This window comes from Alkalicoccus chagannorensis DSM 18086, assembly GCF_000429725.1.
In the GTDB taxonomy this organism is placed as follows: domain Bacteria; phylum Bacillota; class Bacilli; order Bacillales; family Salisediminibacteriaceae; genus Alkalicoccus; species Alkalicoccus chagannorensis.
Window position 1 is genome coordinate 108270 of sequence record NZ_AUCK01000005.1, and the last position, 12236, is coordinate 120505.

Consider the following 12236-nt stretch of genomic DNA (forward strand, 5'->3'; position numbering starts at 1 on the left):
TTAGCACGAAAGCGGTCCCGCTCCAAGGCGATGGAACGTTATCGTTCGATTTTCTAACGAAAGCGTAGACGTCAGACCTCTTGTTTCGTATAATGAGTGGAACGAGAGAGGAAGTGAACAGTATGACAAATCAACTTAACCAGATTCAGACTGCCGATAAACAGAAACCGGCGGATCTTGTCTTTAAACAAGCCCAGGTCGTCCATGTTCTATCCAAAGAGATTGAAACAGCGGACGTGGCGGTGACGGACGGAAAAATCGTCGGGATCGGCTCCTATGAAGGCCGGGAGGAAGTAGAGATGAAGGGGCGGTATCTGGCTCCGGGATTCATTGACGGCCATGTGCATATTGAGTCCTCTATGGTCTCCCCGGTCCGTTTTGGCGGCGTGCTCCTGCGCCACGGGGTGACGAGTGTCATCACCGATCCTCACGAAATAGCCAACGTAGGCGGTATCGAAGGGGTGCAGTACATGCTGGATGACGCAGCGAGAACCCCGCTCAACACGTATTTCATGCTGCCATCCTGTGTTCCGGCGACGCCGTTTGAGAACAGCGGTGCTGTCCTGACCGCTGCCGATCTGCTGCCGCTGTATGAGAACAACCAGGTGATCGGATTGGCAGAGGTGATGGATTATCCATCGGTTGCTGCGTCCTCACCTGATATGATGCAGAAGATCAAGGACGCAGCGACCGCTGGCGGCAACATCGATGGACACGGTGCCGGTTTCACGCCACATCAAGTGAACGTGTATACGGCTGCCGGCGTGCAGACTGACCACGAATGCACGACCGCATCCGAAGCGCTGGACCGCATCCGCCGCGGCATGTATGTGATGATCAGGGAAGGGTCGGCGGCGAAAGATCTCGAAGCCCTGCTCCCTGCGGTGACAGAAGCAAACGCGCGCCGTTTTCTTTTCTGCACCGACGACAAGCACCTGGATGCCCTGCTCGCTGACGGCAGTATCGACGACAGCATCCGTCTGGCCGTTTCCTATGGAATGGATCCGCTCACCGCGCTGCAGCTTGCTACGGTGAATGCGGCAGAATGCTTCGGCCTTCAGGAAAAAGGCGTGGTTGCTCCGGGATATGATGCTGATCTTGTTATTCTTGATGATCTCGAGTCCCTTCAAGTGCAGGCGGTCTACACGAACGGTGTAAAACGTGCTGAACACGGCGAATTGACAGAAGCGGAAGCACCACCGGTCGACGTGCCGGAGCGGCTCACTCATTCCGTGCAGACGACCCCGCTGTCGGAAGATGCTCTTGCTGTTGCGGCCGGCAGCGGGGCTGTCCGCTGTATCGACTACGAACCAAACAGCATCGTCACCGGTCATGCGGCTGTCCATCTACCGGAAAAAGACGGCCAGCTGCTGGCAGACCCGGCACAGGACATCATGAAAATGACAGTGATGGAACGCCATCAGCAGAAAGGCAGCATCGGCCTCGGATTTATTAGGGGACTGACTTTTGATACCGGCGCGTTTGCTCTCACCGTCGCTCATGATTCCCATAACCTTGTCGCTGCCGGATACGAGGATAACGATATCCGGATTGCAGCCGATCGTATTCGTGAGCTTCAGGGAGGACTTGTTCTGGTCAAGAACGGGCAGATTACGGCAGAAATGCCGCTTCCACTCGCAGGGCTCATGTCGATGAAACCTGCGGAAGAAGCAGCGGCTGAACTGACCGCAGTGGAAGAAGCGTTCCGAGAGCTCGGATTCAGCGGAGACTTTAATCCTTTATCAGCCCTCTCCTTCATGTGCCTGCCCGTCATTCCATCACTGAAATTAACAGATATGGGGTACTTCGACGCCGAAGCAGGAGAGCACGTCTCGGTGCATCTCTAACGGCTTCGGTTGACTTCAGGCGCATGCATCAAGTACTATAGAAACAACATCATAAGCAGATTCACTGGAGGTGCCCTTCAAAAGGGCTGAGATCGGAGTACAACTCCGGGACTCCCGGAACCTGATCCAGTTTACGCTGGCGTAGGGAAGTGAGCAGACAAACAGACGTACACACTGTGGCGCTTTCCCTGCACTGGGAGAGCGCTTTTTTTCACTTTGCAGGAAAAGGAATGGATACGTTCTCATCGAGAGAGAGAGGGCGCCGCGCGCTGCGCGGGTGGAGAAGAAGCCTTTCATCGCTTAACAAGCCTGCGGAACACGATGTTCCGATCAAAAGACGCTTTGCGCTTTTGTTCTGCCTGATGATGTGGAAAGGAGTAATCATGCTGCTGCACGCGATTTCAACAGGAAGCATGACACCGGATCACCTGCTCCAGGCTGCTGCTGAAGCGGCCCCATGGCTTGATGCGGTGCATATACGAGAACCAGCCTGGTCCCCTGCAGCGACGAAGCAGACTGCTGCAGCGTGGGAAGCGGAGACGAAGCTGATCATCAATATGAAAACCCCGGGTGCTGCGGTGACCGACTGCGGACTGCATCTCCCGGAGGTCATGCCGGTACACCCCCGGATGCAGGGAAGGTCCGTGCACACTCCCGAAGCAGCCGTAAAGGCCGAAGCGGAAGGCGCGTCCTATGTGATCGCCGGTCCGCTGTATCCGCCTTTGTCAAAAGAAGCAGCGTCCGTGCTCGGATTAACGGGTCTGGAAGCGATCTGCCGGGCCGTCCAGATTCCGGTCATTGCCGTCGGCGGCATCCAGCCGGGAAAACTACAGGAAGCAGCCCATGCCGGGGCAGCCGGCGCGGCTGTGATCACAGCCGTATTTGGCAGTGAACATCCGGCACAGTCGGCGTATGAACTAAGAGAGGAGGCGTTGATGTGCAGCATGTCATCGTAATCGGCGGCGGCATCATCGGCTTGTCCACCGCCGTCCATGCACTTGAAAAAGGAATGAACGTGACGCTGCTGGAGAAGGGCCGTACCGGCTCCGGCGCCACGCGGGCAGCCGCTGGAATGCTTGGAGCGCAGACTGAACGGCACGCGGACAGCCAGGTTCTCTCCTTTGCACTGCAAGCGAGAGCGTACTGGAAAACCTTTCATCGAAAACTGGAAGAGTGGAGCGGAGCTGCAACCGGCTATCGGCAGGAAGGTGCTTTCCGCGCCGCCTTCAATCAGAAGGAAACGGCAGAACTGGAAAAACTGGCTGCCTCTCACCAGCAGGCAGGTGCAGCCAGTCAGTGGATCGATCCGTCAGCCTCCTTCATCCAGGAAGCCGGAGCATTGCTCTATTTTCCTGAAGAGGCACAGGTCGATGCCCGAATGGCAGCCGAAGCGCTCCGGCTCTCCTTTTTGACATTGGGAGGCGCGCTCCATGAGCATACGGAGGTCACGGGTTATGAGAAGACAGCGTCAGGCTGGATGGTGTACGCCGGGGACAACACGTTCCAGGCCGACGCGGTTCTCGCAGCACCGGGAGCGGCCGGCCTGCCGGCAGGAAAAGGACCGGAAGTCTATCCAGTAAAAGGAGAGTGTGCTGCTCTGCTGCCGCAGCAGCAGCCGTTCTCCGAAACGATCGTGACAGACGATGTGTATCTTGTCCCGAAAGCAGACGGCCGTATCATTATCGGCGCCACCGAAACCGTGAATGACACGTCGGACCACGTTACGGCCGCTTCGATCACGCGGCTGCTTGCTGCAGCGATCACGATCGTGCCGGAACTAGCAGACGCACCACTGCATGAAACGTGGGCCGGCATCCGTCCGCAGCACAGAAGCGGAATTCCGGCGGTGGCCGAATGGGACGATCGTTTTTTCGTCAGTCTCGGGCATTACCGTAATGGCATCCTGCTTTCAGGGCTGACAGGGAACCTGCTTTCCAGCTGGCTTGCCGGCGGCGCCCGGCCGGAGCAGCTCGCGATTTTTTCAAAGGAGGAAGTATTCACATGACCTTGCTTATTAATGGAAAAGAAGAACAGCTCGAACAAACGTCGACCGTTTCGGCATTGTTGGCGCATTACGGCGTCGACGGCGGAAGAATTGCCGTCGAGCATAATGGCAATATACTGAAAAAAGAAGAATGGGAAGAAACCGCTGTACAGGATGGAGACAAGCTGGAGATCGTTCATTTCGTAGGAGGAGGATGACGTTATGCTGAAAATTGGAGAGAAAACACTGCATTCCCGTCTCATGCTGGGAACAGGGAAATATGACAGTCCTGAAGTGCAGAAGAAGGCCGTCGAGGCATCGGAAACGAACGTACTGACGTTTGCGGTGCGGCGGATGTCGCTGGAGAATGCAGCAGAGGATGCCTTCGCCGGACTGGATCTGGATCGATATGAGCTGCTGCCGAATACCGCCGGCGCGGCCACGGCGGAAGAAGCCGTTCGTACGGCAAAGCTGGCGCGGGAAGCCGGGCTGTGTGACATGGTGAAAGTCGAAGTGATTGGCTGCAGCCGGACACTGCTCCCCGACCCGGTAGAAACGTTGAAGGCATCCGAACAGCTGCTTGCTGACGGATTTACGGTTCTCACGTATACGTCCGATGATGTGGTTCTGGCACGGAAACTGCAGGAACTCGGCTGCCACGCGGTCATGCCTGCAGCGTCGCCGATCGGTTCAGGACTTGGTATCGTCAATCCGTATAACCTCCAGCACATTATCGAACAGGCTGAAGTGCCGATCATTGTGGATGCCGGCCTCGGCAGTCCGTCTGATGCTGCTTACGCCATGGAACTCGGTGCGGACGGCGTGCTGTTGAATTCCGCTGTCGCTCGTGCAGAGAATCCGGTTCAGATGGCAGAAGCGATGAAACTGGCCGTACACGCAGGAAAGCTGGGCGCTGACGCCGGACGCATCCCGAAGAAGATGACGGCGACGGCAAGCAGTCCCCAGCAGGGAGTGAGTCCGACATCATGAACGAGCGCTATTCACGACAGACCCGCTTCCCGGGTATTGGCCCGGACGGACAGGCGCGTATCGCTTCCGCCGAGATTCTGATTGCGGGTGCGGGAGCACTTGGAAGTGCTGCGGCAGAGATGCTTGTGCGCGCCGGTGTCGGCACGGTGACGATCGTAGATAGAGATTATGTAGAGTTTTCCAACCTTCAGCGGCAGCAGCTGTATACGGAAGCGGACGCTGAAGCCCGCATGCCGAAAGCAGCCGCTGCGGAAAAGCGCTTGAAGGAGATCAACAGCAGCGTGGAGATTACCGGCATCATCGGAGAAATCACTCCGGAGCTGCTGGAGTCGTACGACCATGTTGACGTCATCATCGACGGCCTTGATAATTTTGAAACGAGAATGGTCATTAACGATGCCGCACAAAAAGCAGGCATCCCGTTCGTATACGGGGCCTGCGTCTCTTCCTATGGGCTGTCTTATACAGTACTGCCCGGAAAGAAGCCTTGCCTGCAGTGCATTCTCGGCACGGTTCCGGGGGGAGGCGAGACGTGTGATACCGCCGGGATTATCGGTCCGGCCGTGCAGCTGACAGCGTCCTATCAGACAGCGGAAGTACTGAAACTGCTGGCCGGCGCAGAAGACCAGCTTCGAAATGGCCTCATCCAGTACGATGTCTGGGCCAATGAAACACGAACGATGGGGGTCGACCGGCTGAAACGCCACGACTGCCCGAGCTGTGGCGAAAATCCGGTGTACCCGAACCTGGAACGTGGTGCACGGACACAGACAGCTGTGCTGTGCGGACGGGATACGGTTCAGATCCGACCAGCCAAACATGTCGCGTTTGAAGAGCTGCGCCGGACGCTGGCGTCTTACGAGCTGCAGGAAAATCCGTATTTGATGCAGGTGAAGCTGGAAGGCCACCGGGTGGTGCTGTTCCACGATGGACGGGCCCTCGTGCACAACACGCAGGAGCCGTCTGCCGCCCTCTCCCTTTATCAACGGTATATCGGCAGCTGATCAGCTTCGTCTTTCTCCTGTGAAGGGGCAGACCGTCACGCCGTGCGTCTCGGGCCAGCGGAAGGCTGCTGCAGACGTCCGTTGTTCAAACGACTGATGGAAGACGCTCGTGGCAGCGGGAGACAGGGGCGGGATGAGCCAGCTCCATTCGCCGTTCACCCGGCGTCCGGCTTCTGCTTCCTTTGTTTGAAACAAGTCGAATTGCAGAGCGGCTGTATGGTGATCTACGATACTGACGCGGTCCTCCTGAAACGAGAAAAGAACGGCTTTATTAAGTTCCACTAAGGCTTCATCCTTCCACAGTGAGGCATGACGCTGCCGGTCGAGGCCGAGGAGGTCTGCCACTGCTGGAAGCTGGTTGTACCGGCCCTGGTCAGCAAAGTTGCGGGCGCCGATTTCGGTCCCCATGTACCATCCGTTAAACGGAGCGGCGGGATAGACAATACCGCCGATCACCAGCTCCATGTCGGAGACAGCGGGAACGGTATACCAGCGGAGGTTCAGCGAGGAGAAGTCGTACTGTGGATGGCGGATCGAGACTTCCTGCACCACTTCCGGCTGCCACGAGAAGCAGTGTCTCCCCCTTGGCGTGTCGAGCAGGAGTGGCAGAAGCGCAAAAGGCTGTTGATCCGCCTGCCAGCCTGCTTTTTCTGCTTCGGCAGTAATCTCGATGGAGGCCGGATCCCCGGTCCCATCCTTCCAGCCCGCATAACGAAGCAGCTGATGGTTTTGAATGCGGACCGGGGCATCCCCTTGAGGTCCTGCTGGAGGAAAAATCGTGACAGCAGGGCGGATCCGTCCTCCGTTGGCGGCATAAGTAAGATGCTTCGACAAAGCCCGGTGTACTGCTTCGGGCGAGGTTGTTTCCCGTTCGTCAAATACGGTCAGCTGCTGCCAGAACAGCCTGCCGATGCACCGGTCGGCTTCTCTCCAGGCGAGGCGGGCGCCGAAGGTTAATTCCGCTGGCGTATGGGTATATGTACCGGTAGCGTCAATGTCGGCATGAATGGCCTGTATTCGGGCGTCGGCACTTCCGGAGGAAGCGGTTTCCTCCATAAACTGTCGAATGAAGGCGGCAGCTTGTTCTTTCAGCATGATGCATAACGCTCCTTCTATAAAGTCATAGTGACATCATACTATGCAACGATCGAAGATAGGACGGCAGTGCAGACAATGTGCGAAAATTGTAACAGGAGCTGCCTGCAGCAGACCGAGGCGGAAGCGGAGCACTCGAGCTATGCCGAGGTACATACACATGAGGAGGTTTTAAGATGATTGATACAGCAGCACACCGGGAACGTATGCGGGAACAGGCTCCACTCGTGCACAACATCACGAATGTGGTCGTAACCAACTTTACGGCAAATGGCCTCTACGCAGCAGGAGCCAAGCCGGTGATGGCGTATGCAGAGGAAGAAGCTGCAGATATGGCTGCAGCAGCGGATGCACTGGTCCTCAATATCGGCACCTTGACCAGACAGACGAACGACGCGATGATGATCGCAGGCAGGAGTGCGGCAGCGGCGGGAACGCCGATCATCCTGGATCCTGTTGGAGCAGGAGCTACGAGCTTTCGTACAGAGACTGCACGAAAACTGCTTCAAGAACTGCCGATTGCCTGTCTCCGAGGCAACGCCGGCGAGATTGCGAGTCTCGTGGATGAAGAGGTGGAAGTACACGGCGTCGACAGCGGCACCATCTCCGATGCGGCGGCGACAGCCGTCCGCGCAGCGGAACAGTTCGAGACCGTTACCGTATTAACTGGGGAAACAGACTATATCACGGACGGATCGACCCTATATGCCTGCACAGGCGGATCAGTCATGCAGACGAAAATAACCGGAGCAGGCTGTCTGCTGACCTCATTGATCGGTGCTTTTACGGCTTCCGGAGAGGATACGCTTTCCAGTGCTGCAGCGGCCTGTTCGTTTTATGCGGCTGCAGCGGAAGCGGCGGAGGAACGGGCGTCGTTTGCCGGACCTGGGCACTTCCAGGTCCATCTGCTCGATATGCTGGATCTGCTAGCTGCTGACGAGCTTACCCAAAAAGAGAAACTGAAGGAGGTAACGACGTCATGAGCGTCCATAAAGCGTTGACGATTGCCGGATCTGACAGCGGCGGAGGGGCCGGGATTCAGGCAGATTTGAAAACATTCCAGGAATACGGGGTCTTCGGTACGACCGCAATTACGGCCATCACTGCTCAGAATACGCTCGGTGTACATGATGTGTCGCCAGTACCTGCGGAGATGCTGGAACAGCAGCTGAAGGCGGTACTCGACGATATAGGGACAGACGCCGCGAAGACCGGGATGCTTTTTGACACGGACTGGATTGAGGTGACCGCTTCCTTCGTGAAAAAGGCGTCCTTTCCAGTAGTGGTGGATCCCGTGATGGTGGCTACCTCCGGCCACGCACTGCTGAAGGAAAAAGCAGAGCAGACGCTGGTCGAAACCTTGTTTCCGCATGCTGCGCTCGTCACACCGAATATTCCAGAGGCGGAACGGCTTACCGGGAGAAGTGCCGGCTCGCTTCAGGCGAGAAAGGACATGGCAAGAGAGTTGCTCTCCTATGGGCCAGGAGCCGTTCTGCTGAAAGGCGGCCATGATCCAGAAGCGGAGACATTAACGGACATCCTCTTTGACGGGGCGGAATTCCATTTCCTTCACGTCCCGAAGCTGGATACGACCCACACGCACGGAACCGGCTGTACGTATGCGGCTGCCATTACTGCAGGGCTTGCACAGGGCAAGTCGATGCGGGATGCCGTCTATCGTGCGAAGCAGTTCATTCACCAGGCAATCGACGGTGCGGTTCCGATCGGATCCGGGGACGGACCTGTCTGGCATGCAGCCCACCGGACGGCGGAAGCGCCTCCGGTCACAATGGAGGTGGAGAGAGAATGATCAAGTTTCATAAAGAACAGCTGCGCCTGTATTTTATCTCCGGCACGCGGGATACGCTGCGCCGACCGCTCCCAAAGGTTCTGGACGAAGCACTGGACGGCGGCGTAACGATGTTCCAGTTCAGGGAAAAGGGGATCGGCGTGCTGCTGACGCATCAAGAGCGGGTGGACATGGCACTCAAATTAAAAGCACGCTGCCATGACCGCGGAGTTCCCTTTATCGTAAATGACGACATCAAGCTGGCAGAAGAAGTGGATGCGGACGGTGTACATATCGGCCAGGACGATGCGCCGGCTGATCAAGTACGCGCCTATCTCGGAGAGGATAAAATTCTCGGTGTATCTGCCTATACCGTGGAAGAAGCCGAGAAGGCCGTCCGTGATGGCGCTGACTATCTCGGCGTCGGTCCGATGTATGCTACGAGTTCCAAAAACGATGCCAAAGAAGTGGTGGGACCTGAGCGGATTGCGGAGATGCGCAGGGCAGGTATCACGATTCCGATTACCGCTATCGGCGGTATCATGCCGGAGCATACAGCGGTCCTCCGCCAGGCTGGAGCAGACGGCCTTTCCGTGATCTCCGCCGTGGCGCGGCAGGAGAAACCGCTCGATGCAGCTGCTGTGTTCGCGTGGGCCTGGAGAGAGATGGATAGCTGAATCGTAGGACAGGAGACTGGTAAAACCGGCTGAGAAGGACGTATCTCTTGTAAGAGAGATACGTCGCTGCAGCTCAGAAAGCTGATGGGCCGTCCATCTCCAGCTTTTTCGTGCAGACGTTCACCTTTTCCCGCCGCTGGCGAAAGGCGAAAGCCTCTCGTATCCACATACGGCGAAAACAGAATCTGATTAAAAGAAAAACGCTTCCGGTGATCCAAACATGGACCGGAAGCGTTTTTTTCGAAGCATAAGAATGTAGATGTTTACATACAGGGTGACGGCGCAGCCGGCTGCTCGGGGAGCAGGAAGACCCCAGCTTCCCTCAACGAACCTGCGGTACACGCCGTTCTGAACAAAAGGGGGGCATACCTGCTGCCAGCAGAACATGACGCTCTCGTAAACGTCCAAGCATTCGTCCAAGTTGAGCGAAGCGTGCTTTCTCTATACTTCACCCAAGGTTTGAGAAGCGATCGAAGTACCAGCGTCGGTGATCGACAATCATCCCGTGCAGCGTTCCATCCATCCATCCGTTTGCCGGCGGGAGGAAAAACCTGCTCATTTCGACTTCCACTCGTGGCGCGGAAGTCCGTGCCCTTCTCTATTCGCTCGTTCACACAGCCCGTGCCGAACCTGTCCTCGCCGGAACGGGAGGGTCGGGAAAAAGCACGCGCCGGCTACCGCCGTGCGCGCGGCTGGATGAAATCATGGATCATCAGCTTCACAGCAAAGTAGGAGACGTCGCCGGCAGCATCTCTGACTGCTTTGAGACCGTCTTCCGTGCCGACGCGGTCGATCGCTTCTGCGACAGCATCCAGATCTTCCTCCTCCACGAGCCGGTACATATCGAGATCCCAGCCGGCCTCGAGTGCTTCCAGCAGATGGTTTTCGACCGTAGCCGTCTTCAGTCCCCGTGCTTCACAGATGCTGTCGAAAGCCATGCCGGTCTGGTAAAGAAGCGCCGTATCTTCAAAACTGCGGCGGCTCTCGCTGGACTGCTGCTGCTGATACGTTTGGATAACGTCCAAAAAGTCTTTTCCGTAGGAGTCGTACTTATTCTGTCCGACCCCTTTTACTTCCAGCATGTCTGCTTCGGTCTCGGGCAGCCGGCTGCACATGTCATGCAACGTCTGGTCGGAGAAAATCATATAGGGAGCCGTGCCGTGATCTTTGGCCAGGCTCGTCCGGAGCGCCCGCAGCAGACTGAACAGCGGATGTTCTTCCGTCCGGCGGACAGGCTGGCGTATTTTTTTGCGGGAGACGTTTTCTTCTCCCTGCAGCACCGGCCGGGCAGCTTCTGCGAGCGCAAGCTGGGGATAGGCCCCGCCTGTGAGACGCAGGTAGCCGGAAGCAGATAGATAATCAATCAGCTGCGATACTTCTTTCTGTGTCCGGTCCTTCATCAATCCGAAAGTGGTCAGCCGGTCGAATCGGAAGGACTGGATTTTTTGATTTTTTGACCCGGTCAACACTTGCGCCGTCATCGTCCGGCCGAAGCGTTCGCCCATCCGGCGGACGCAGGAGAATACCATCTGAGCATCGCGGGTAATGTCCTCGGTCTCCCGTTCGTCGAGGCAGGTAGAGCACCGGCCGCACACCTCTGTGCTGATATCTCCGAAATAATGAATCATATACTGCTGCAGGCAGGCCTCTGTGTGGCAGTAGTGGACCATCTGCTGCAGCTTTGTGAATTCCTGCTGCTTGCGCTCTTCGCTCATCTGTGACTGCTCAATCAGAAACTGCTGGATCTGCACGTCCTGAGGGGAGAACAACAGGATGCAGTCACTCGGCCCGCCGTCCCTGCCGGCACGACCCGCTTCCTGATAGTAGCTCTCCACGGTACGCGGCATGTTCTGGTGCAGAATGAAGCGTACGTTCGACTTGTTGATCCCCATGCCGAACGCATTCGTTGCGACAATGATGTTCGTCTCTTCATACACGAAGGCCTCCTGGGCAGCCCGGCGTTCTTCCGGCTCCATGCCTCCGTGGTAGCGGCCGATAGAGATGCCTTTCTTCAGGAGCATCGCATACACGCGCTCGACTTCTTTTCGGGTGGCGCAGTAAATAATGCCGGAAGAGGCAGGATCGCGGGAGATGTAGTCGATCAAATAGCGGTCGCGGTCGACCCCTTTTTCCACGAAGAAGGACAGATTGTCCCGTGCAAAGCCGGTTTTGACGACGTGCTTCTCTGCAATGCCGAGGGAGGCGCAGATATCTTCGGTGACTGTGGGCGTTGCCGTCGCAGTCAGTGCGAGCACGACTGGATCAGACGGGAGCTCTTCAATCAGACCGGGGATCCGGCGGTAGCTCGGACGGAAGTCGTGTCCCCACTGCGACAGACAGTGTGCTTCATCGACTGCAAGGAGAGAGACCGGGCACTGCTTGAGCATTCGTAGAAACGACGGGGCTTCCAGCCGTTCCGGAGCAACGAAAACGAGCTTGTATACACCGATCCGGACGGACTCCAGACGGGACTGGGTTTCGGCAGCGCTCAGGCTCGAGTTGATGAACGTAGCATGGATTCCCGCTTCTTTCAGTTCATCGACCTGATCTTTCATCAGCGAAATCAGCGGAGAAATCACAAGCGTGATTCCGGGCAGAAGAAGCGACGGGATCTGATACGTGATCGATTTCCCGCCGCCGGTAGGCATGATGCCCATCGTATTCGTATTGTGGAACACCCGATCGAGGAGAGCCTCCTGGCCATCCCGGAAGGATTCATAGCCGAAGTGTTCCTTCAGTTTTTGAGCTGCTTCGTGCATCATAATTCCACCGTCTTTCCTGTTCATCCGTGTGCGGGTTCAGCCGCATGTCTGTATTCATTCTACAGGAGAAGACGGTTCATCTGCAATG

The 12236-nt window shown here is 56.9% G+C and carries 11 protein-coding genes and 1 riboswitch; of the genes, 9 read left to right on the plus strand and 2 right to left on the minus strand.

The genetic code is table 11. The features are described 5' to 3' along the window. Nucleotides 1–122: 122 nt before the first annotated feature. From ade to G477_RS0104165, 6 genes are all read left to right on the plus strand, one after another. Entirely contained in the window at nucleotides 123–1847 is a 1725-nt protein-coding gene (gene ade / locus G477_RS0104140; protein ID WP_026696873.1) for an adenine deaminase, read from the plus strand. A 56-nt stretch (nucleotides 1848–1903) separates the two neighbouring features. Continuing rightward, nucleotides 1904–2012, plus strand: a riboswitch (TPP riboswitch). Nucleotides 2013–2077: 65 nt separating this feature from the next. Next, nucleotides 2078–2803: a thiamine phosphate synthase gene (locus G477_RS20445; protein ID WP_156897281.1), complete on the plus strand. Its 726-nt coding sequence runs from the start codon at nucleotides 2078–2080 to the stop codon at nucleotides 2801–2803. Next, nucleotides 2785–3852: a glycine oxidase ThiO gene (gene thiO, locus G477_RS0104150; RefSeq protein ID WP_026696874.1), complete on the plus strand. Its 1068-nt coding sequence runs from the start codon at nucleotides 2785–2787 to the stop codon at nucleotides 3850–3852. The genes G477_RS20445 and thiO overlap by 19 nt, the downstream gene beginning before the upstream one ends. Then, the gene (gene thiS, locus G477_RS21445) at nucleotides 3849–4049 is read left to right on the plus strand and encodes a sulfur carrier protein ThiS (RefSeq protein WP_026696875.1); all 201 of its coding nucleotides are present in this window, start codon (nucleotides 3849–3851) and stop codon (nucleotides 4047–4049) included. Before thiO ends, thiS begins: the two co-directional genes overlap by 4 nt. A gap of 4 nt (nucleotides 4050–4053) precedes the next feature. Beyond that, nucleotides 4054–4821, plus strand: coding sequence for a thiazole synthase (locus tag G477_RS0104160; protein WP_026696876.1), 768 nt, complete (start codon nucleotides 4054–4056; stop codon nucleotides 4819–4821). Beyond that, on the plus strand, nucleotides 4818–5825 hold the full coding sequence (locus G477_RS0104165) for a ThiF family adenylyltransferase (RefSeq protein WP_026696877.1): 1008 nt from the start codon (nucleotides 4818–4820) through the stop codon (nucleotides 5823–5825). The genes G477_RS0104160 and G477_RS0104165 overlap by 4 nt, the downstream gene beginning before the upstream one ends. Here the strand turns inward: G477_RS0104165 and G477_RS18670 are convergent, their stop codons facing one another. Next, nucleotides 5826–6920, minus strand: a complete 1095-nt coding sequence (locus tag G477_RS18670) for a nitric oxide synthase oxygenase (RefSeq protein ID WP_051287666.1) — start codon at nucleotides 6918–6920, stop codon at nucleotides 5826–5828. It lies immediately after the preceding gene. A 176-nt stretch (nucleotides 6921–7096) separates the two neighbouring features. On the opposite strand from G477_RS18670, the gene thiM reads away from it, so the two are divergent. Genes thiM through thiE form a run of 3 tightly spaced genes read left to right on the plus strand, consistent with a single transcriptional unit; the run spans nucleotide 7097 to nucleotide 9386 of the window. Continuing rightward, entirely contained in the window at nucleotides 7097–7903 is an 807-nt protein-coding gene (thiM, locus tag G477_RS0104175) for a hydroxyethylthiazole kinase (protein WP_026696878.1), read from the plus strand. Beyond that, a complete protein-coding gene (gene thiD, locus G477_RS18675; RefSeq protein WP_035211153.1) occupies nucleotides 7900–8730 on the plus strand; it encodes a bifunctional hydroxymethylpyrimidine kinase/phosphomethylpyrimidine kinase in 831 nt (276 codons plus the stop codon). The genes thiM and thiD overlap by 4 nt, the downstream gene beginning before the upstream one ends. Beyond that, nucleotides 8727–9386 (plus strand): thiamine phosphate synthase, encoded by a 660-nt coding sequence (gene thiE, locus G477_RS0104185; protein ID WP_026696879.1) that lies wholly within the window; start codon nucleotides 8727–8729, stop codon nucleotides 9384–9386. Before thiD ends, thiE begins: the two co-directional genes overlap by 4 nt. A 674-nt stretch (nucleotides 9387–10060) precedes the next feature. Here thiE and recQ read toward each other — a convergent pair. Continuing rightward, nucleotides 10061–12148 carry a DNA helicase RecQ gene (recQ, locus tag G477_RS18680; protein ID WP_035211156.1) on the minus strand — a complete coding sequence of 696 codons (2088 nt, stop codon included), beginning with the start codon at nucleotides 12146–12148 and terminating at the stop codon, nucleotides 10061–10063. Nucleotides 12149–12236: the final 88 nt, after the last annotated feature.

Excerpts from the sequence above, each read along its gene's own strand:
- ade (WP_026696873.1), top strand. The coding sequence starts at position 123 with ATGACAAATCAACTTAACCAGATTCAGACTGCCGATAAACAGAAACCG.
- G477_RS20445 (WP_156897281.1), top strand. The coding sequence starts at position 2,078 with ATGGATACGTTCTCATCGAGAGAGAGAGGGCGCCGCGCGCTGCGCGGG.
- thiS (WP_026696875.1), top strand. The coding sequence starts at position 3,849 with ATGACCTTGCTTATTAATGGAAAAGAAGAACAGCTCGAACAAACGTCG.
- G477_RS0104160 (WP_026696876.1), top strand. The coding sequence starts at position 4,054 with ATGCTGAAAATTGGAGAGAAAACACTGCATTCCCGTCTCATGCTGGGA.
- G477_RS0104165 (WP_026696877.1), top strand. The coding sequence starts at position 4,818 with ATGAACGAGCGCTATTCACGACAGACCCGCTTCCCGGGTATTGGCCCG.
- G477_RS18670 (WP_051287666.1), bottom strand. The coding sequence starts at position 6,920 with ATGCTGAAAGAACAAGCTGCCGCCTTCATTCGACAGTTTATGGAGGAA.
- thiM (WP_026696878.1), top strand. The coding sequence starts at position 7,097 with ATGATTGATACAGCAGCACACCGGGAACGTATGCGGGAACAGGCTCCA.
- thiD (WP_035211153.1), top strand. The coding sequence starts at position 7,900 with ATGAGCGTCCATAAAGCGTTGACGATTGCCGGATCTGACAGCGGCGGA.
- thiE (WP_026696879.1), top strand. The coding sequence starts at position 8,727 with ATGATCAAGTTTCATAAAGAACAGCTGCGCCTGTATTTTATCTCCGGC.
- recQ (WP_035211156.1), bottom strand. The coding sequence starts at position 12,148 with ATGATGCACGAAGCAGCTCAAAAACTGAAGGAACACTTCGGCTATGAA.